At 47.3% G+C, this 19,658-nt stretch carries 17 protein-coding genes; 15 read left to right on the top strand and 2 right to left on the bottom strand.

What is annotated here, in order from left to right; all coding sequences use genetic code 11:
• Positions 1-89 precede the first annotated feature (89 nt).
• From dnaX to ACUVOF_RS20870, 5 genes are all read left to right on the top strand, one after another.
• A complete protein-coding gene (dnaX, locus tag ACUVOF_RS20890; protein ID WP_447046163.1) occupies positions 90-2,072 on the top strand; it encodes a DNA polymerase III subunit gamma/tau in 1,983 nt (660 codons plus the stop codon).
• A 60-nt stretch (positions 2,073-2,132) separates the two neighbouring features.
• Positions 2,133-2,459, top strand: coding sequence for a YbaB/EbfC family nucleoid-associated protein (locus tag ACUVOF_RS20885; RefSeq protein ID WP_113270912.1), 327 nt, complete (start codon positions 2,133-2,135; stop codon positions 2,457-2,459).
• Between the two features lie 3 nt (positions 2,460-2,462).
• Entirely contained in the window at positions 2,463-3,068 is a 606-nt protein-coding gene (gene recR / locus ACUVOF_RS20880; RefSeq protein WP_113270913.1) for a recombination mediator RecR, read from the top strand.
• A gap of 46 nt (positions 3,069-3,114) precedes the next feature.
• Positions 3,115-4,251 (top strand): ribonuclease D, encoded by a 1,137-nt coding sequence (rnd, locus tag ACUVOF_RS20875; protein ID WP_447046162.1) that lies wholly within the window; start codon positions 3,115-3,117, stop codon positions 4,249-4,251.
• 136 nt (positions 4,252-4,387) lie between these two features.
• Complete coding sequence (locus tag ACUVOF_RS20870) at positions 4,388-5,551, top strand: tyrosine-type recombinase/integrase (RefSeq protein WP_447046161.1); 1,164 nt, start codon at positions 4,388-4,390, stop codon at positions 5,549-5,551.
• Between the two features lie 265 nt (positions 5,552-5,816).
• Here ACUVOF_RS20870 and ACUVOF_RS20865 read toward each other — a convergent pair whose 3' ends face one another.
• Positions 5,817-5,993, bottom strand: a complete 177-nt coding sequence (locus ACUVOF_RS20865; protein ID WP_447046160.1) for a hypothetical protein — start codon at positions 5,991-5,993, stop codon at positions 5,817-5,819.
• 929 nt (positions 5,994-6,922) lie between these two features.
• Here ACUVOF_RS20865 and ACUVOF_RS20860 point away from each other — a divergent pair.
• The 7 genes from ACUVOF_RS20860 to ACUVOF_RS20830 all read left to right on the top strand — a co-directional run bounded on the left by ACUVOF_RS20860 (position 6,923) and on the right by ACUVOF_RS20830 (position 13,936).
• Entirely contained in the window at positions 6,923-8,386 is a 1,464-nt protein-coding gene (locus ACUVOF_RS20860) for a hypothetical protein (protein WP_447046159.1), read from the top strand.
• Between the two features lie 161 nt (positions 8,387-8,547).
• Positions 8,548-9,567 (top strand): restriction endonuclease, encoded by a 1,020-nt coding sequence (locus ACUVOF_RS20855; protein ID WP_447046158.1) that lies wholly within the window; start codon positions 8,548-8,550, stop codon positions 9,565-9,567.
• A gap of 246 nt (positions 9,568-9,813) precedes the next feature.
• Positions 9,814-10,431, top strand: coding sequence for a recombinase family protein (locus ACUVOF_RS20850; RefSeq protein ID WP_447046157.1), 618 nt, complete (start codon positions 9,814-9,816; stop codon positions 10,429-10,431).
• A gap of 190 nt (positions 10,432-10,621) precedes the next feature.
• Positions 10,622-11,485, top strand: coding sequence for a hypothetical protein (locus tag ACUVOF_RS20845; RefSeq protein ID WP_447046156.1), 864 nt, complete (start codon positions 10,622-10,624; stop codon positions 11,483-11,485).
• Between the two features lie 1,058 nt (positions 11,486-12,543).
• Complete coding sequence (locus ACUVOF_RS20840; protein ID WP_447046155.1) at positions 12,544-12,858, top strand: YcgL domain-containing protein; 315 nt, start codon at positions 12,544-12,546, stop codon at positions 12,856-12,858.
• 12 nt (positions 12,859-12,870) lie between these two features.
• Positions 12,871-13,446 (top strand): acyl carrier protein phosphodiesterase, encoded by a 576-nt coding sequence (locus ACUVOF_RS20835; RefSeq protein WP_447046154.1) that lies wholly within the window; start codon positions 12,871-12,873, stop codon positions 13,444-13,446.
• Between the two features lie 34 nt (positions 13,447-13,480).
• Positions 13,481-13,936, top strand: coding sequence for a YcgN family cysteine cluster protein (locus tag ACUVOF_RS20830; protein ID WP_113270917.1), 456 nt, complete (start codon positions 13,481-13,483; stop codon positions 13,934-13,936).
• A 346-nt stretch (positions 13,937-14,282) separates the two neighbouring features.
• On the opposite strand, the gene ACUVOF_RS20825 is transcribed toward ACUVOF_RS20830, so the two are convergent.
• Positions 14,283-16,376, bottom strand: a complete 2,094-nt coding sequence (locus tag ACUVOF_RS20825; protein ID WP_447046153.1) for a S9 family peptidase — start codon at positions 16,374-16,376, stop codon at positions 14,283-14,285.
• Between the two features lie 62 nt (positions 16,377-16,438).
• Here ACUVOF_RS20825 and ACUVOF_RS20820 point away from each other — a divergent pair, with 62 nt between their 5' ends.
• The 3 genes from ACUVOF_RS20820 (at position 16,439) to ACUVOF_RS20810 (ending at position 19,565) form a co-directional block, all read left to right on the top strand.
• Complete coding sequence (locus ACUVOF_RS20820) at positions 16,439-16,864, top strand: hypothetical protein (protein ID WP_447046152.1); 426 nt, start codon at positions 16,439-16,441, stop codon at positions 16,862-16,864.
• 46 nt (positions 16,865-16,910) lie between these two features.
• The gene (locus tag ACUVOF_RS20815) at positions 16,911-17,690 is read left to right on the top strand and encodes a class II glutamine amidotransferase (protein WP_447046151.1); all 780 of its coding nucleotides are present in this window, start codon (positions 16,911-16,913) and stop codon (positions 17,688-17,690) included.
• Positions 17,691-17,894: 204 nt separating this feature from the next.
• Positions 17,895-19,565, top strand: coding sequence for an AMP-binding protein (locus ACUVOF_RS20810; protein WP_447046150.1), 1,671 nt, complete (start codon positions 17,895-17,897; stop codon positions 19,563-19,565).
• Positions 19,566-19,658: the final 93 nt, after the last annotated feature.

The following is a 19,658-nucleotide window of genomic DNA, read 5'->3' as shown; positions in this document are numbered from 1 at the left end:
TTCCCGCATTGTTTTGTTATGCATCGTGGCACTTACTTCGCGCTGCCTAAGCGTGAGGTAAGTTAGCCCGCCGAAGGAAAGACAGCTTCATGAGCTATCAGGTTCTGGCCCGCAAATGGCGACCTCGCACATTCCACGAACTCGTTGGTCAGACCCATGTTCAGCGCGCCTTGGTGAATGCCCTTGATCAGGGACGCTTGCACCATGCGTACCTATTTACAGGTACACGTGGTGTGGGTAAAACCACCTTGGCGCGTATTCTTGCCAAGTGTTTGAACTGTACGGCCAACGGGCGTGGTGATGAAGGCATTACGTCTACCCCGTGTGGGCGGTGCGACAGCTGCCAAGCGATTGATGATGGGCGCTTTGTTGATTTAATTGAGGTCGATGCGGCGTCAAGAACCAAAGTGGAAGATACCCGCGAGTTGTTGGATAACGTGCAGTACGCACCGACTCAGGGGCGTTACAAAGTGTACCTGATTGATGAGGTGCACATGCTCTCGACCAGCAGTTTCAATGCGCTGCTTAAAACGTTGGAAGAGCCACCTCCTCACGTTAAATTTTTGTTGGCCACTACCGATCCGCAAAAACTGCCGCCGACGGTGCTCTCGCGCTGTCTCCAATTTACTCTTAAGCATATGCCACCAGAACGCGTGGTGGAGCATCTAACCTATGTGCTAGGGGAAGAGGGTGTCGCGTTTGATGAGAGTGCCTTGTGGCTGCTGGGCAAGGCCGCTGAAGGCTCGATGCGCGATGCGATGAGTCTCACCGATCAAGCGATCGCATTTGGCCAGGGAGCCGTTCGCCATGCGGATGTAGCTGCCATGCTGGGCACACTGGATCATCGCCATATTCTCGCCCTGGCTGAAGCCTTGGCCGATGTGGATGTACAGCGATTATTGGCAGAAGTGGCGCAGTTAGCAGAGCAGGGGCCGGATTTTGCCGCTGTGCTGGATGAACTCTCCAGCATGCTGCACCGCTTGGCAGTCGCACAGATGGTCCCGGACGCCGTTGATAACAGTCACGGTGACCGTGACGTCATCTTGCAGCTTGCGAGCCGCTTTACCGCTGAAGATATTCAGCTCTATTACCAAATCGGTATCCAGGGGCGTGGCGACATGGTACATGCACCTGATTTACGCAGCGCGTTAGAAATGACGCTGCTGCGCATGCTGGCGTTCCGCCCCCAGGGTGTGCCGAAACCACCACGTACGCAGCTACCATTGCGCCGCGAGCCTTCAGAAACTGTGGCTAATGAGGCGAATGCTTCCGTGCAGGTTGCTGATACGGCCTCATCAGTCCCGGAACCCTTGCCAAAAGTGAAGTCAGCGCCAGAAGCTGAGGTAGAATCAAGCTCAGCCTCATCAGGGCTGGAGATTAGTAATAGCCAAGTGGCCTCACAGCCTTCAGTGCCAGTGGTTCAAGAAGCGTCGTCTTATCAAGAAGAAACGCCTGCCCAAGAGTCGCCTCCCTGGGCTGTTGAGAGTGAAATGGCAAAGCCTGAACGTGAGGCAGCCGAGGCTGACGTTGCCCAGCAAACTTCTGAGCTAGTCACAGCTTCTGAAGCACCAGCGTCTCCGGTACCAACGGCACCTTTAACGCCAGAACCAGCCGATACACCAGCGCCTGTTTCTGTGCCGGTAGAGACGCCTGCTGTTACGACCACGACTGGCAAGCTGGATAATGCACAATGGCTGCAATGTTTTGATTCACTGGGCCTGGGCGGCTTAACGCGCAATTTAGCGGGCAACTGTTTAGTGGAAAGTGATGACGGTGCCCTGCTGACGCTCCGTTTAGACCCTAGTCAAGAGGCAATGCAGGCGGAAGTGCACCAGACGCGTATTGAGCGGGCATTGAAAGAACAGGGTATGCCGCGGCGGATAGCGTTCTACGTTGCCGAATTAGCGAGCCATTTGGAAACACCCAGACAACGTGAAGATCGCCTTAATCAAGAACGTCACGCGAATGCGGTTGATCTACTCAATCACGACCCCCATGTACAGAAGTTACAGCAGGCATTTGGCGCAACATTGATAGAATCCAGTGTTAAGCCTGCCGATGAGATGCGCTAAGTTCAACTTTATATACCCATGATATCAGCTGTACCTTTTAACCACCTTGGAGATATAGCCATGTTTAAAGGCGGAATGGGCGACTTGATGAAGCAAGCCCAAGAAATGCAAGAAAAGATGCAGCGTGCCCAAGAAGAAGTAGCCAAAGCCGAAGTGCAGGGTGAAGCGGGCGCAGGTATGGTCAAAGTGACCATGAACGGTCGACACGACGTGTCAAACGTATCTATTGATCCCAGTGTTATGGAAGAGGACAAAGAGTTACTGGAAGATTTGTTAGCGGCGGCGGTCAACGATGCTGTGCGCAAATTGGAAGTTAGCTCTAAACAAAAAATGGAAGAAGCGACGGCTGGTTTGAATTTGCCGCCCGGCTTTAAGATGCCATTCTAAGCAATGCGCTTCTCTCCTCTCGTTGAGCAGTTAATGGATGCTTTTCGCGTACTGCCAGGTGTTGGGCCTAAAACGGCTCAGCGGATGGCAATGCACTTACTTGAGCGTGAGCGGCCGGGTGGGCAACGCCTTGCTGCGGTCATTCAACAAGCGATTGAAGAAGTAGGCTACTGCCAAAGATGTCGAACGCTCACTGAAGCTGAAGTATGCCTACTATGTGAAAGCCCGCGACGCGATGATGCCTTGCTTTGTGTGGTGGAGTCGCCTGCCGATCAACTAGCGATTGAGGAGGCGGGAGGTTTTAAAGGCCGCTATTTTGTTTTGCATGGTCATCTTTCGCCGCTAGACGGTATCGGCCCCGAGTCAATTGGGCTGGATTTGCTGGAAGCGCGCGTCGCAGAAGGGCTGGTCGAAGAAGTGGTGCTGGCGACTAATCCTACGATCGAAGGTGAGGCGACGGCGCACTACATTGCCTCGCAGCTAGCAGAATACGGCGTTAAACTTTCGCGGCTTGCCTATGGTGTTCCTATGGGCGGAGAGCTGGAGTATGTTGATGGCGGCACATTGAGCCGTGCGTTTAATGGTCGCCTGCCTTTTGCCAGCGAATAAGCCTATCTAAACGCAAGCGCTTCGGCGTTTGCGCCAACTTGGAAGAATGCTTTTGTCCTCTCTTACTCCCTCTTTTCAATGGCTTGATACCCCAGAGGCGCTTGATGCCGCCTGCGATCAAGTAGCCGATGCTTCTGTGATTGCTCTGGATACCGAGTTTTTTCGAGAGAACACGTTCTTTCCAGTGCCTGCGCTGATCCAATTTACCGCAGGTGAGCTGGCTTATCTGATTGATCCGGTCGCCATTGCTTGTACCGATAAATTCCGCGCTCTGCTGCAAAATAGTGCGATTAAGTTGCTTCACGCCTGCAGTGAAGACCTGGAGGTTTTTCAGCACTGGGCGGGCGTATTGCCGGTACCGCTAATTGATACCCAGGTGGTACAAGGCTTTTTGGGTGAAAACCCGGGCATGGGGTACCAAAAACTGGTCGAGTTTTGGGTCGGTGAAACCCTGCCAAAAGAGGAAACACGCTCAAACTGGCTAGTGCGCCCCCTAACACCTGCGCAGTGCCATTACGCCGCGCTGGATGTTATCTATTTATTGAAAGTTTGGACGCTACAGGCTGAAAAGCTCGCTACGTTAGGTCGTCGCGAGTGGGTGGAGGCTGAGTGCGCCAGTTTGATTGAACAGGCAGGCCGCAGCGTTGATAACGATCAACAGTGGTATACCCGCCAACGCCAACTATGGCGCTTGATGCCTCGTCAAATGGAGGCGTATCGGCTGATGACCGCATGGCGGGAAGGCGAAACACGCCGTCGTGATTTGCCGCGCAACTGGTTAATCAGTGACAAGCTATTATTCGCAATCGCCGAAAAGATGCCCAGTAATCGCTTCGAGCTCGCAGAAGTCGAAGGCGTTAAGCCAGTGCTAATTAAAAAAGAGGGCGATGCACTGCTGGCGATGGTGAAACAAGCCCAGTACTGCGACGAAGCTACCTTACCGGCACCCTGGCCAGACCCCATGCATCCAACGTTCAAATCCCGCTTTAAAGCACTCAAGAAGGTGGTGACAGCCAAAGCCAGTGACTTGGGCGTAGCGCCAGAAATGTTAATGCGTCGGCGAGATATTGAAACGCTGGTGATGCAGGATTTGGCCGGGGAGCCTTTCTCTTGGCCAACCGGTTGGCGGGGCGAGTGCTTGAATGATGCGCTGGCCCAGGCCCTTGAGGAGCGATCATTATGAGCGACAAACTGATTTGCGAAGTTTTCAAAAGCTCACGCAAAGATGAGATGTATTCTCAATTGTCTCCTTAAGATGTTGATTTAAGATAAATTACCAACTCTGTACCTCAATGTGATCCATAGAGTGGTACAGAAAAATGTTATTAATGCAGGATAGGCACGGTACTTTTTATTTACGAGTGATGCTCACAGATGAGCTTAGGCAGCGCATGGGCATCACAACTGGGCAGGGTGAATACCGAAGGAGCTTAGGCACCAAGTCTAAACGGGAGGCTGCTAAGCGGCTTCCTGAAGCGTATGTACAGGCTGTGAGTAGTAACAGCACTAGAACAAAGAGTCGTGTTAGGACAGCTCCTAAAGAGCCTCTACAGCGACAGCGCAAGTATTGCCTTTCGACCTTGCTTCTAAGCCATTCAAAACACCAAAAGTTGACAGGTGTATTACCCACAACTATTTCTAACAGATCGTACGCTATTGGTTTGTTATTAAACCACGTTGGGGATAAACCTGTTGACCTCTACTCCAAAGAAGACGCTAGGCGCTTTCGCGATACACTATCAAACACCCCTAAAAAAGGGTATCCCAGTAAGACTATCTCGATAACTACCCTCAACAATATCCTGTCCCAAGTCATTAGTTTCTTTAATTGGTGTGAGAGGGAAGGGTACGTAATTGTTAACGTATTCAAAGGGATGAAAGTACAAGTGAAGCGTTTACAGTCCTCTTATCGGGGAGAATTCACGCTTGAAGACCTTACCAAAATATTTGTCCATATCAATACTGCTGGGGATTCACGCCTTGACAGGACACTTGTCCCTTATATAGCGCTGTATACGGGTTGTAGGCTATCAGAGGCTTGCAACCTATCCAAAGACGACATTTATCAAATCGATGGTCTTTGGTGCACACATATTCGGCAAGACAAGCCCTATCAGCGGCTTAAGAATCCAGCTTCAGAGAGAATCATTCCTGTTCACAGTGAGTTGATAAAGCTGGGGCTACTTGACCATTGTGCTAGTGTTGAAGATAGATTATTCCCTACTACCAAATCCGCTCAAGTGTCTCAGTGGTTTGGTAAGTTGCTGGAGAAACTAGACATTGGGCCTAACAAGACCTTTCACAGCTTCCGCCATACTGTGGCTAATATAATGAAACAAAATGGCGTAGATGTATCACTTGCAGCCGCTCTACTTGGTCATTCTACTAGGACAATGACTTACGACCGTTACGGAAAGACACTTAAGCCTGAAGCCTTAGTAGACATTGTAGAGCTTATAAAGCTTGAAGGAGAAACATTGTGACTATCCCGACATTTTTGCTATTAGCAACACTTTCAATGCCAGTTCAAGATGGTCAACACAGCTACGACCTAGCCCTTGATTATTGTAAATCTCAAGGCTCAACACTCGCCCAATACACTGTCAAGGCTGATAAGGTGATATTTAGCTGTAGTAACGACCTCTCCAAGCGAATAACCATTACAAGGTAGGGGGTAACCAGGGGTTTTAGGAGAATGCTTTTTAGGCACCCTTAAACCCCTTATAAACACACGCACTAGCGCATTATTTATCTGTTATTTACCACACCATCAATAAAAGATTCATACGCTCTGATAAGTACGCTCCATCTTTCCTTGTCAATGCAAGAACCAGCGACACCATACAATATATCAATATTGTGATAAGCCTCATTAGAGAGGTAATCGTCAAGCTCTTTTTGAGACATTCCAATCAATTCTGACATGTTCATATTAGCTCCTTTTGATATGTGAGAGAACACCCACAACTGACATATAAACCCAATCTCACACAATGTCAAAGAGTGACTGAACGGGGTATTCTACAACCTGTCTTAAACATTTTAAGACTTAGAGAATATGGTCAGCACCTATATTTACCAACAGAAAGTTACCACAAGTAGTGAGAAGTTAGAACAATTCTTTAAGTTGAATTTCTTTATCTCCCTTCCTTTTAAAATTTCTCAAGTTAATCCTTAGAATTTCAGAAGAACTTCTAAGAAATGGGCTTATAACAGACAGCTAACACAGAGCCTAATGGGTTAATAAGACACTGTACAAGACACTGGCATAGCCAAATGCTGTACAGATTTATTACATCACCTAGAAGGTTACTCTTAGTTGGGCACATCACATCATTGCATTCGCGCCCCTCTACCAGTGTCGTTAAAGGCTCTCAGAAGACATTGTACATTTCACTGGTCTATGACCAATACACTGTACGATAGAACTTCTGGGGACTTTTAAAGCACTATTAGTACCTTTTCGATGGAAGGGATGACTGATGTCATTTTATTCCCTTCACCTAAAAGCTTCCTTTCTCAGTCTTGGTACAACCCTTGAAGTGTTATTAAGAAATAATCCTATTGACAAAATGTTACTAAAGGCTGTATACTTAATTAACAAACTAATAAAAAGTTAAGAAGCACATTTCAAGAAGAAAGCTAGCAGACATTGTTCCGGGCATCTTTTAAAAGATCGCTTCCCGGATTTACTCACGTCTATCCAAAGACCGTGTAGTAATTTTATAGGGTCTTCTCTCTAAGGGAAATGTACACACCCTGCAAAAGGGATTCATTAGCCACGAAGATAATAAACACTGTGTTAACAGCACTGGTGGAGATTACTGCATTCTAAATTTGAAGAGGAAGAAGAAATGACAAACGTAGTTAGTTATGCAAGCGCCTTGATGGGATCAGGTAAGACTCAATCCTTTATTGCGCAGATTGATACAGAAGATAATGTAGTTTACTCAGTTCCAAAAATTGAACTTAGTGAGTCGATAGCGAAGCGCATTAGGGAAGCTGGTAATGAGTGTGAAACTATTAACAGCAAAGACAATAATCCCATTCCTGTTCGGAAGCGTGTTGAGCAAGCACTTACAGAAGGGCGTGATGGTTCAGTAATTATCATTACTCACGCTACCTTGATGAACATTAATGCTGAGTATCTGCAAGGTTGGAAAGTAGTGGTTGATGAAGTACCGGAAATAAACAGAAATGAGCATAAGCGTGTTGGTGGTAATACCTTCGACAAGCTTTTTAGTGACCTACTAGATCCTGACATAGAAGAGCTTTTTGGAGTTTGCAATTACAAGCCAGAGCTTGAAATGACTGTACGGGGTTTGTATGCAGACTCATTGAAAACAGGTAACCAGCCTTACAGCATAGTGCTTGGTGGTCTACTGTCTGAAACTGGTGTAGTGACTAAAGAAAATGAAAAAGATGGCTCAGGTGTAACCTTCTTAGTTCATGACCACCACGATTATTCTCACGTAATTAATAACGCTGAAGAGTTTCATGTCATGGGGAATGGAATCGAGAAGACACTGTTTCACCTTTGGGTAAAGAAATCTGGATATGACATTGAAGTATCCAAGTATATGCCAGAATTTGGCGGTTACAAAATTCCTCCTACTTTAGTGCCATTGGTAAAAGGTAACAAGTTTTCAAAGAAGATGATGTTAACGAAGGAAGACGGAACATACTCTGATAACGGAGAGTTCAACAAAGACTGCCTAGGCTGGAAGCTTCTTGAAGAGGCTCTTGCATACCATCGCGGCGAACCTGTTTTGGTTCAAGTATTCAAGTGGATGAAGGTATTCCCATTTGCTAAATACGAAAATGTTGAAGTGACAGAGTTCGATCTTCGTGGCCTTAATGATTACGCTGACAACTTCCATCGAACTGTTAATCTGATACACGGTAACCCAGAGCCTATCGTTGCACGAATGAATCGAAAGCTTATGGAAATCATGGGAATTGATGTAAAGGATGGTGAAGAAGCAATTCGCCATGCACGTTATATCGAGCCTATCGCACAGTATATGCTGCGTACCAATATGCGTAAGGGTGATTCTCAGACGAAGGCTACTGTGACTATCGTGCCGACTATGGAAGTTGCTGAAGCATTGCAAGATACTTTACAAATCAAATGTAATATTGATAAGAAAGTAATGGTTGAGCCTCCTAAAAAAGCGCCTACTAAAGCCAAGCTTGCTCGTGAAGAAAAAAAGACTAAAGCTAAAGAGATGGATGCTAATGGTATGTCTGCAAGGGCGATCGCTAAAAAACTTGGCATGAGCAATAAGACTATTTCAAACTGGATAAAAACAGCCTAAAGGAGAAAGAGACGAATATGGAAAAATAGGTCGCAGGTATAGTAATATGCGAAATTAATTTAGCGTAAATATTAATGCCACAGATTATTAAATCACTTTCATGCCTTGCTTATTAGTCGTCTAAATGGGATTATGAATGATAATTAACGTAGGAGGTATGTATGAAAATCTGGTTAGTTGTTTTGTTTGCTATAGGAGTCGTTGTATTCATATATGCAATCTATGGATACTTTAATGGACGCAAGCGTGAAATGCTTAGAGCTGATATGGAGTTTTTTAAAGTCAGGGATAGCTTTTATCGTACCATTGAAATTGAACAGAGTGAAGATGCTCTTCACATCATTAAAGATATAGTTGATGAGGATTTTTCAGATACATCAGAAATAGGTCGAAGTAAAATAATTGAATATTTAGGTTTTTGCACTATAAAAGCTAAGGCTGAAACAATAATTCGTGAGCATGGGGAGGTATTAAAAAGAAAGAAAAATCAAAGTTTATATAAAGATGAATACGGCATTTCTAATGTTTCCAAGTGGGAGTCCGAGCGTAATTATTTTGTCAAAAAAGTATTGCTTCCTAAGCTGAAGCAGTCTTGTGAGTCGGATAAGAGACATGAAAGCTTTAGAGATAGTTTCTTATGTTGGGTTGATTGTCATGATGATAAAGAGTTAATCGTCTTCTGGGAGGGGAAAGTGGATGATTGGATTAATGAAACAACATGTTTTTCTAATGACTTGATGACTGAACCTGAAGATGAAGAGTACCTTGAGTACGATGACTCTATGACAGGGGTTGAATATGAAAATTATATTGAAGCCTTAGCTTATAATTACGGATGGGAACCCACACGGACTCCAGCAACTGGTGATCATGGAGCGGACGTGATCATTACGGACGGAGATGTCAGAATTGCCATACAATGTAAGAAATATAGTTCCCCAGTAGGAAACAAAAGCGTCCAAGAAGTCTATTCTGCGAAGGATTTTTATGAATGCGACCATGCGGTTGTAGTTACAAACTCAAGCTTTACTACTTCTGCGAGACAGGTAGCGGATAGTCTTAATGTTAGTTTAGTTCACCATGGTGACCTTCAGCAAAACCTTGAATCGCTTTCAAACAACGAGACCGATGTATTTTTAAAGTACATAAAGCGAACTTATCCTGAAGTGAGAGATGAGTAAATGTCGCTTTCTTGGCCTGGAGTGATTGATCAACTCTTAATAGTTGGGCGGTTTCTTCATGAGCCTATAGGAGGGTGACCCCGCTACATATTTCATAAACTATAAAGGTGTGGTCAAAAAAGTATATTTCAACGAACACAGCCAAGGAAGATCCTTTTGTGTTCATTAGGTGGTAGTTGACAACTCAAACGAATACACAAATAATGAACACACTCAAAAGAATACATAACACTGGGATGTGTCAATATGACGTTCATTCGTGCCTACCTTCGTGCTTCAACTGAAGATCAGAACGCTAGTCGTGCTAGGGAGGCTTTGGAAGCTTTCGCCAAGGATAAGGGAGCGAGGGTAGCTTCTTGGTACATCGAAAATGCTAGTGGTACTAGAGCTGACCGCACTGAGCTAGCGCGCCTGATTGATGATGCCCAAGCGGGAGACATACTTCTGATTGAACAGGTTGATCGTCTAACACGTCTCACTAAAAGTGATTGGGACAAGCTGAAAGCTGCTATACAGAGTGCAGGGCTTCGTGTGGTCTCTCTTGACCTACCAACTAGCCATGTAGCTATGACAGTAAGCGCCAGCGATGACTTTACAGGGCGTATGCTGGATGCGGTTAATTCAATGCTCATGGATATGCTTGCCGCTGTTGCTCGCAAGGATTATGACGACCGCCGAAGAAGACAGGCAGAAGGGATCGAAAAAGCTAAGGCTGAAGGTGTCTACAAGGGGCGTCCTGTAAACGAAGCGCTACATTTACGGATATTGGAACTTAGAGGTCATGGCCTAAGCGTTCGCAAGACAGCAGAAATTGTTGGCTGTGGAGTAAGTACGGTACAACGTGCTGAGAAGCGCACCAGTTAGCGCTAGCATGAATGGACGCATGAACTGGAAAGAGCTATTAACTTACTTTTTTATACTGAGGTTTTATGATGAGGGTAAATCTTTAATGTCAACAGTGAATTATACAGAGTTTAATGTGCTAGTTCGAATTTTTTAAGTTTACCTAGATTTCTTTTGCGAATATGCTGAGGTGTAATGTGGAGATTGAATTATGTTAAGAGTTATCCCTGATAAAAATTGGTGGGAAAAAGAGCGTAAAAAACGTAATGCATTATCTACGTGTCCTTACGCCAACTCATATAGATGTCCTCGACACTATGAGAGCTTAGATTTGCTTTCGCGTATTAATGTAATAGCAGGAATATCATCTGAGAAAAAAGAAGAATTGACAGCTTTTTGGGATAGAACCATTTTTTCGTCTTTGTGTGATGAAGAACTGCCTTCAGTTTCAGTGAACAGCTTTGGTGGTCTCTCATCAGTTAGCAATTTTTGCCCAGAAATATCTTTCAAATATTTTCGCTACTACGCTGATTACATGTATGAACATATAGATGAAATCGATAGAGACTCAGGGGTTCGCATAGCGGAAAGAGATAAACTTGAAAACGATTGGAAGTATCAGTGGATGTCAGTTGGCGCTAGATTTTATTTAGACTGTGATGTTTTTGAAAGAGTTAAGCAGTTTAATGATGAGCTGGGTAGCAGCTTTTTAAATAGATTACACCCAAATATAATTCTTCAAATAAATAGGATGGATAATTGTTTAGACGCTAATGACTCAGCAGGGGCCCTTCATGCCGCTTCTAATATTTTAGAAACTATGGCGAAAGAAACCACTCAAAATCCAAATGTAGAAAATGAAACATTGGGTAGCTTCTTTGAGCAATTTAGGAAAAAAACAAAATTACCAGAATATCTTATAGAGGCAGTTATGAAGATTTATAAATTACGTGGCAAGTTACCAACAGCTGGCCATGGTAGCTTAAACAAGCCTGAGCTGACTATGGCACAAGCTATTACTATTGCGGCAATGACAAAAGCAATTTTAGAAATAGAATATAGAAGTAAAGATTAAAAAAAAGCATCATATATTTTTTTAAGCTAGAAAAAAATGAAAGCACATTCATCTTATTTCGCCTTTTTTAATTATTTTTCGTCGACGAATATGAATGACTTGTCCCCATATTTCCTATACCTTACTATTTTTCATGATTACACACTACACCGGTAAACTTGGCGCTATCTTGGATGTGCATTTTTAACTCTCTATTAAGTACAGCAACACTTATATACATCATTATTAGAAGTTTCGAGCCCTGGGGAAATAATTGGCACCGCCATCTTTACCCCTGGTAAGTCCATCGTCATTGTGATTATCGATTTATTGCAATTCATGTACCTTGTTAATGACATACTCATGTTTAATACTGGTTCACTCTCGATCATAGGTATTTTAACGTGCAAGGCTCTAGCTATCAGGGCATCAAACTCAGCGATAAATACTGTCAACTAACACAACTGACACTGTATGCAGCCACTGGCGTCTATGAACAAATTGAGGGAAAAGACCTTTTTCAGGCGTTCGAGTAGATAGCACCCTTCGACTATTAACCCGATGCCAGATTAGCTGGCTTCCTCTGATTGGTATCAACCCTAAAGAGTACTCTAAAGGCTTGGGTCTGAAACAAGTGTGTATGTGCGTACCTGCCAAGTATTTATAAACTTTAGAAAAAAATTATATAGTAAGTAAGCGTTTGCATAGAACGTACCTATGCCAGATACCTATGTGAGTACTATGCCAATGCTCAAAATCTGCCCGTGTGCTTGTCCAGACCAGTATCCACTATGATGGGGGGTGCTTGAAATTCTAGGTTATTGAAATGCTGTTGAGATAAAAGCAAGAAATGCACTGAGCACATAAAAGTAGTCTATGGCCTAGCTCAACATTTTCATAAGTAAACCCATGAACTTTAAATGGTTTACCAGTGGTACATAAAGTGGTACATGAAGCCAAAAATAGTGAGAGCTGCTAGGCAAGGTAACTGGGCAAAATCTCGTGTATAATAGTTTTTACAGAGTTGCTATGCTCCTTTTAAATCAATTGGTTAAGGCTTTAACTTAGGAGCGATCATTATGAGCGACAAACTGATTTGCGAAGTTTTCAAAAGCTCACGCAAAGATGAGATGTATTTATACGTCGATAAGCGTCAAGGGTTAGCAAATGTCCCTGAACCACTGCTTGAAACCTTCGGCAAGCCTGTGTCGGTTTTTACCATGTTGCTGACCGCTGACAAAAAACTGTCACGGGTAAAGGCAGCAGATGTCGTGGAAGGAATTAAAGATAAAGGCTTTTATTTGCAAATGCCGCCGCCCAAGGAGGCTTATTTGCTTGATGTGCATCGGGCACACGTTGCCTCTGTTTTTGATGCACGTGCAGATGAAGAGTAACGACAGCCGTTTATGAATTTTCTTGCCCATGCCTGGCTGGTCAGCGCGGGTAGCGATGATTTTCTCTATGGCAATTTAATCGCCGATGGAGTTAAAGGGCGCGATTTAAGTGATTGGCCCGTTGCCACGGCTCAGGGGATTCGCCATCATCGCCGTGTCGATGCATGGGTGGATAGCCATCCAAACGTTGTGAATGCACGGCGGCGCGCGCCAACCGGCCAGCGACGCTATGCGGGTATTGCCCTGGACATGATGTGGGACCACTTTTTGGCGCGGGATACGGCGGGGCAGATAGATCAGGAAGAGATTATTGGGCGATGCTATCGGCTGCTCTCAACCCGCTCTGCGCCGAACCGGCTGGCGGGTATGATGCCGTTACTCGTCGAGCATGACTGGTTAAGAGGCTACGCTGATTTTGATTTTACTTGCCGCGCGATAGCGGGGATCGGGCGCCGTTTGTCTGGCCCCAATCAGCTTGCCGCCCTGGTGCCCTGGCTGAGTGACGATTACCGAGTGCTAGAGAACGATTTTCAAGCATTATGGCCAACGCTGTTGGCTGAATTAAGCCACACCGATACACCAACATAAGGCGTGTTTCCGTGTGGTCATGAAGGAGAAATCGATGGAAACAGCGATGCGCGAACGCTTTTGGGAGCGCTTTACTCTGGAGGAATTGACGCCCCCGGAGTGGGAGGCGCTGTGTGACGGCTGCGGGCAATGTTGCCTGTTAAAGTTGCATGATGAGGACACCCAGGAACTGGCGGTGCTTAACGTTGCCTGTCGCTTGTTAGACATCAAAAGCTGCCAATGTAGCGATTATCCTAATCGTTTTGACAGCGTTCCTGACTGCACCCAGCTTACACCGGCCTTGGTTAAAGAGTTCACTTGGTTACCACAAAGCTGTGGCTATCGGCGCGTGGCGGAAGGGCGCAAACTGGCAGGTTGGCATCCGCTTTTAAGCAATGACGCCGAGCGTGTGCATCGCAAGGGTATTAGCGTGCGTAGCTTTGCCGTGTCGCAGGACGAAGTGCCAGAGCAGCAGCTAGAGTCACACATCATTGCCGTGTTGCCTATGTAATTCCTACCGTTTTAAGCACTGGGCTGTCGCTTAGGGGTATCCCAAATAGATAAAAACGTTTCTTTAACCGGGGTAAGAATTTTTTTATCGGGCGTTGGGCTAGCTACCTTTACTTTTGGTTTACGTGGTGTGTCCCAGATAGTGGGAAAGTGCTCTTGATGGTTCATTTTCTTCACCTAAAGACTAAACGATAGTTTATACGACTAACGTATAGTATGGCGTAAGATTAATGATGATGGAATATTTTTTGGAAACTATTTTCATAAAATTCATTTTGTCATTAAAAAGCAGTGCTTTTGCACTGCTAAAATAACGCTTGAAAAATTTACTTAGTCAGTAGCGCTAGCTAGGTTGGCGAGGGCTGTGCCAACCCTAGCGCCCAAAGGATAAACGCGTCTTGGCGCGCGGCATCCCGCCAAGCTTTGAAGCGGCCGGAGGCGCCACCGTGTCCACTGCTCATATCCGTGCGCATCAAAATAGGCGCTGAGCCCTGCTGTTGTTGCGCCACTTGCGCATAAAACTTGGCGGGTTCCCAATAGCTGACGCGGGTGTCAAACCAACTGCCCTCAATCCAAAGCGCAGGATATGACTGAGGCTGGATGTTATCGATAGGCGAATAATCGCGTATTCGAGTGGCGACTTCCGGTTCTTCCGGGTTGCCCCATTCACTGTACTCCGCAGTAGTAAGAGGAAGATCGGGGTTCTGCATAGTACGCAGCACATCCAAAAACGGTACGTCTAGTAGGGCGGCGCAGAACGCTTCAGGGGCGCGATTGATACAAGTGCCCACCAGTAGCCCCCCGGCACTGGCGCCATAGGCCACAATTCGCTGTGAGTCACTAACGCCCTGTTCAAGCAACACTTCGCGGGCAGCCATAAAGTCGTTAAAGCTGTTTTCTTTATGGGCCATCTTGCCGTTTAAATACCAGGGCTCACCGCGTTCACCACCCCCCCTTACGTGGGCGACGGCAAAAGCCGCGCCGCGTTCAAGCAGTTCCAACCGAGCGATGGAAAACCAGGGGTCTAGAGCCTCGCCGTATGCACCATAGCCATACAACAGCGTGGGTAAGGGCTGATCGGCCAGGTCGGCACGCATGACCACCGAGACAGGGACTTGCTCACCATCCTGGCTTGTCGCCCATAGACGTTTGCTTATTAACTGTTCCGGCTGCAAATTGCCATATACAGGTGCGCGTTTCAGCAGTGTCCGTTCGCCGTTGGACAGATCGAGCGCGAACCAGCTGGGTGGCTGAGTAAAGGATTCTTCGCGTAGGCGCAATACCTGACTATCGAAGTGCGGCTCGTCTTCAAGCATCTGCGAACAGGGCTGCTCGGGCAATGTCAGGTATTCATCCAGTGTGCATTCATGCTGTGCGTCAAGTACCAACCGCCGCAAACGCACCTGCGCCTGGTCATGATCACGTTCAGCCAGCATCAGTCCCCAAGAGAACGCATCAACGCCCTCCAGCGTGGCCTCTTCACGGTGGCTAATTAATGTTTGCCAACTACCTTGAGAATAGCCAAGCTGGCTATCAGGCAAATAATCGAGTTGAAAATGAGCGCCTGCTTGGTTATGTAGGCGATAATAAAAACCTGGACGATGGTCGATGCTGTATTCAACCCCCGGTTGGCGCGTCTGAATGCATAGCGGCTTCGTGGCAGGGGTGTGGGCGGGCAACAGATGGATTTCGCTGGTGTCTTTTGAGCCGCTTTCAAGCAGCAGCCATGACCGTGAGCGCGTTTTGCCGATGCCGAGCCAAAACTCTGGATCCTCTTCACGTAGCACCAGCACGGGCTCTTTTGAAGCACTAGGTTCGGCTAGCGACAGCGGTAAACGCCAAATACTATCGGGTCGCTGCGTGTCATCAAAGCGAGTAAACAGCAGGGTGGCCGTGGTGGCGGTTTGGTCTTCTGCCCAGCACAGGCCCGCACCAATATCGTTGAGCAGTGGTATGGGCGTGCCGCTGGGGAGTGCTTTCAGCCAGAGTGTAAACCGCTCATCGCCTTGGGTATCTTCTGTCCAGGCTAGCCACTGTTCATCGGGTGAGAGGGCCATATCGCCCATGTCGTAAAAATCGTGCTTTGCGGCGCGGGCGCTAACATCGAAAAAACATTCATGTTGTTCAGGTTGGCTATTGGGGTGACGCCACCAGCTTGGGTAGTCGTCCTCGGCGCCAGTCTTGCTCCAGAACGTGAAGTGATCAAGCGTTGTCTTAAGGCTGGTCACGGCTAATTCGCGGCGTGCGAGGTGGCTCTGGTATAACGTTTCCTCTAACGGAGCGAGCGGAGCAAACCAATCGGCTTGTTGTTGGTTGGCGGCTTCTAAAAAGGCGGTGACTTCTGGGTCGCTGCGCGCTTCTAGCCAGTGCCATTGCGGGTCATTAGCGCGATAATAGCGCGCAGCGGGTAAACCTGTGTGTATGCCTTGCTGTGCTTTCATAAATTGATAGGTACCATAACGAGAAATTAACGTCGGGTGAGTTCACCCACATGAGGGTTATTATGCTGTTTGCAGATTCAACATTACTGCTGTGGTTGAGTTATTACGGGCTGTCGTTGTTAGTGATTGTCGCGGTCTACTTTGCGTTCACTTTTCTGCCTCGCTTGCCACGCTTAGTGCTGACCTGGGCTGTCGCTGGGGCGATATGGGCACCCGCCAGTTTCCGGTTGCCGCTCATAGAGGAGGGGGAATTCTATACCGGTTGGGCACCTTCGGCGATGGTGGCAGCGGTTGGCTTTTTAGAAAACAACGGCGCCGCGCTACGTGGCGGCTTGATGTGGCTGGTGTTGGGTATGGCGCTAGGTGCGCTGATAGGTGTCGCATTGTGGTGGTGGCGTCGGCCTGGCGAAGTTGAGTATATTGCCCAGGAAGAGGAGCGTGCCGATGATGACGAAGCGCCACGCCGTCGTGAACCGGTGATTGGTTGATGAATCACTTAGGAAGCTGGTTGGTATCTGGGCATGTGTGAAGCGTATGTGTGAACTGCTTGGCATGAGTGCCAATGTGCCCACCGATATCTGTTTTAGTTTCTCGGGCTTTTTGCACCGCGGTGGGGGCACTGGCCCTCATCGAGATGGCTGGGGAATAGCCTTCTACGAAGAAGGCGGTTACCGCGATTTTCGTGATCCACATCCATCGGTTGATTCACCTATCGCCCGGCTGATTTGCGACTACCCGATTAAGTCCCATGTGGTGATCAGTCACATTCGTCAAGCTAACGTGGGCGGCGTTAGGCTCGCCAATACCCATCCTTTCACTCGTGAAATGTGGGGTCGGCCTTGGTGCTATGCGCACAATGGCCAATTAAGTGGCTGGGAGAGTCTCACATTAGGCGATTATACGCCCGTCGGTAACACGGATAGTGAGCACGCCTTTTGCTGGTTACTGGGAGAACTGAGGCGCACTTTCCCTACGCCGCCTGCTGAGCCCGAAACACTGTGGAAACGCTTGCATCAGCTATGTGAGCAGCTAAGAACGCTGGGCGTCTTCAATATGCTGCTGTCTGATGGTCGGTATTTGTTTACTTTTTGCACCACTAAGCTGGTCCACATTAAGCGCTGTGCTCCCTTCGGTGAGGCCGAGCTTTCCGACGCTGAAATGACAGTTAATTTCGCTGAACACACCACCCCTGACGATATTGTGTCGGTAATTGCTACTGAGCCTCTCACTCATAATGAAGTCTGGCAGCGTATGGTGCCGGGGGAGCTGTTGGTTTGGTGCGACGGAGAAATCCAGTCGCGTTATTGTCCATAATAGTCTGAGTCCTTTACGTTATTGAGAGGAGGCTTGTTTTTTTTTGGTGCTTTCAAATAGGCTAAAGTTGAAACGTAAGTTTTAATCGAACGTTTTACAGCCTGTCGTGGGTCGTATATCGTTGGGCCGATGAACTTAGCCACAATAGCCTAGTGACAACAACAAGGTCGGTGATCACGCCGACACGATTAGCGGAGATTGCCCATGAGCGAACACGCCAACGCCGCCGTTTTACGTGGCCCAGCGCTTGAAGGGTTGGATCAGTACGATTCAGTCACGGATGTTTTTCATACCGCAGTAACACGTTTTAAGGATAAGCCAGCCTTTTCCTGCATGGGAAAAACGCTCACTTTCGCCGACCTTGATCGCTTATCTGCAGATTTTGCCGCTTGGCTAGAGCATGAAGCCGACCTTGTCCCCGGGGATCGTATTGCTATTCAGCTGCCCAACGTACTGCAGTTTCCGGTGGCGGTGTTTGGCGCATTGCGGGCAGGCTTGGTGGTGGTCAATACCAATCCGCTTTATACCGAGCGGGAAATGGCAAATCAGTTCAAAGACTCCAACGCGAAAGCCATTCTCATCTTGGCCAATATGGCGGATAAGCTCGAGAAAATACTCGATAAAACAGATATCAAGCATGTATTAATTACCCAGCTTGGCGATTTGCACGACGTGCCCAAACGCTGGTTAATTAATGCTGTGGTAAAGCACGTTAAGAAAATGGTGCCGGCTTACTCGCTGCCCGGTGCGATTGGTTTTCGCGATGCGCTGAAAAAAGGCAGTTCGCTTAGCCATACCGAGGTCAAGAAGACGCCCGACGATTTAGCGGCGCTTCAATACACCGGTGGCACCACAGGAACACCGAAAGGGGCAATGCTGACGCACCGCAACTTGATTGCCAATATGTTGCAGGCCCGTGAAGCTATTGGTGCCCACCTGACCGATGGCGAAGAAATGGTCATAGCGCCACTGCCGGTTTATCATATTTATACGTTTACCGTTAACTGCTTGTTTTTGATGGAGACAGGTAATCACTCTTTGCTCATTACCAATCCACGTGACCTGGATGGCTTTGTTAAAGAGCTCAAAGGGCTGCCCTTCACTGCCTTTATCGGCCTCAACACGCTATTTAATGCATTGTGTAACCGGGACGACTTCAAGCAGCTCGATTTTTCCAAGCTGAAGCTGACTATTTCAGGCGGCATGGCGCTGACCAAAGCCGCGGCGCAGCGCTGGGAGCAAACTACGGGTTGCCCGATTGCTGAAGGGTATGGTCTGACTGAAACATCGCCGATCGTTAGTTTTAACCCCACCGATGCGATTCAACTAGGCACTATTGGTAAGCCCGTGGCGGGCACTGCAGTAAAAGTCGTGGATGCAGAGGGTAAGGACGTGGCAATGGGCGAGCCAGGGGAGTTATGCGTACAAGGGCCGCAGGTAATGAAAGGCTACTGGCAGCGCGAAGACGAAACCCGTGCCTCTATCGATGAGGATGGCTGGTTCCACACCGGCGATATTGCCATCCTTCAGGAGGATGGTTACATCCGGATTGTGGACCGCAAGAAAGACATGATTCTGGTCTCTGGCTTTAATGTGTATCCCAATGAAGTCGAGGATGTAGTGGCTGCTCACCCTGATGTGCTTGAGTCAGCGGCGGTCGGCGTGCCGGATGAAAATGCTGGTGAGGCGATCAAACTGTTTGTAGTGAGTAAGAATAGTCAGCTTGATGAGCAGACACTACGCCAGTGGTGTAAAAAAGAACTCACCGGTTACAAGGTGCCCAAGTACATCGAGTTTCGCGATGAATTGCCTAAAACCAACGTGGGCAAAGTGCTACGCCGTCAACTTCGCGACGAAGAACCCACAAAAGTGTAACTTTAAATGATGCTTCAGCGCTGTGGTTAGGCGTCTCGGAGCTGAAAGCGTTACACTATACGACCCGCTCAATTGAGCGGGTTGATTTTTTAT

It is taken from the genome of Vreelandella sp. H-I2 (assembly GCF_052959335.1).
Note: the sequence above shows the minus strand (reverse complement) of the source record. Positions and strands in the feature narration are given on the sequence as shown.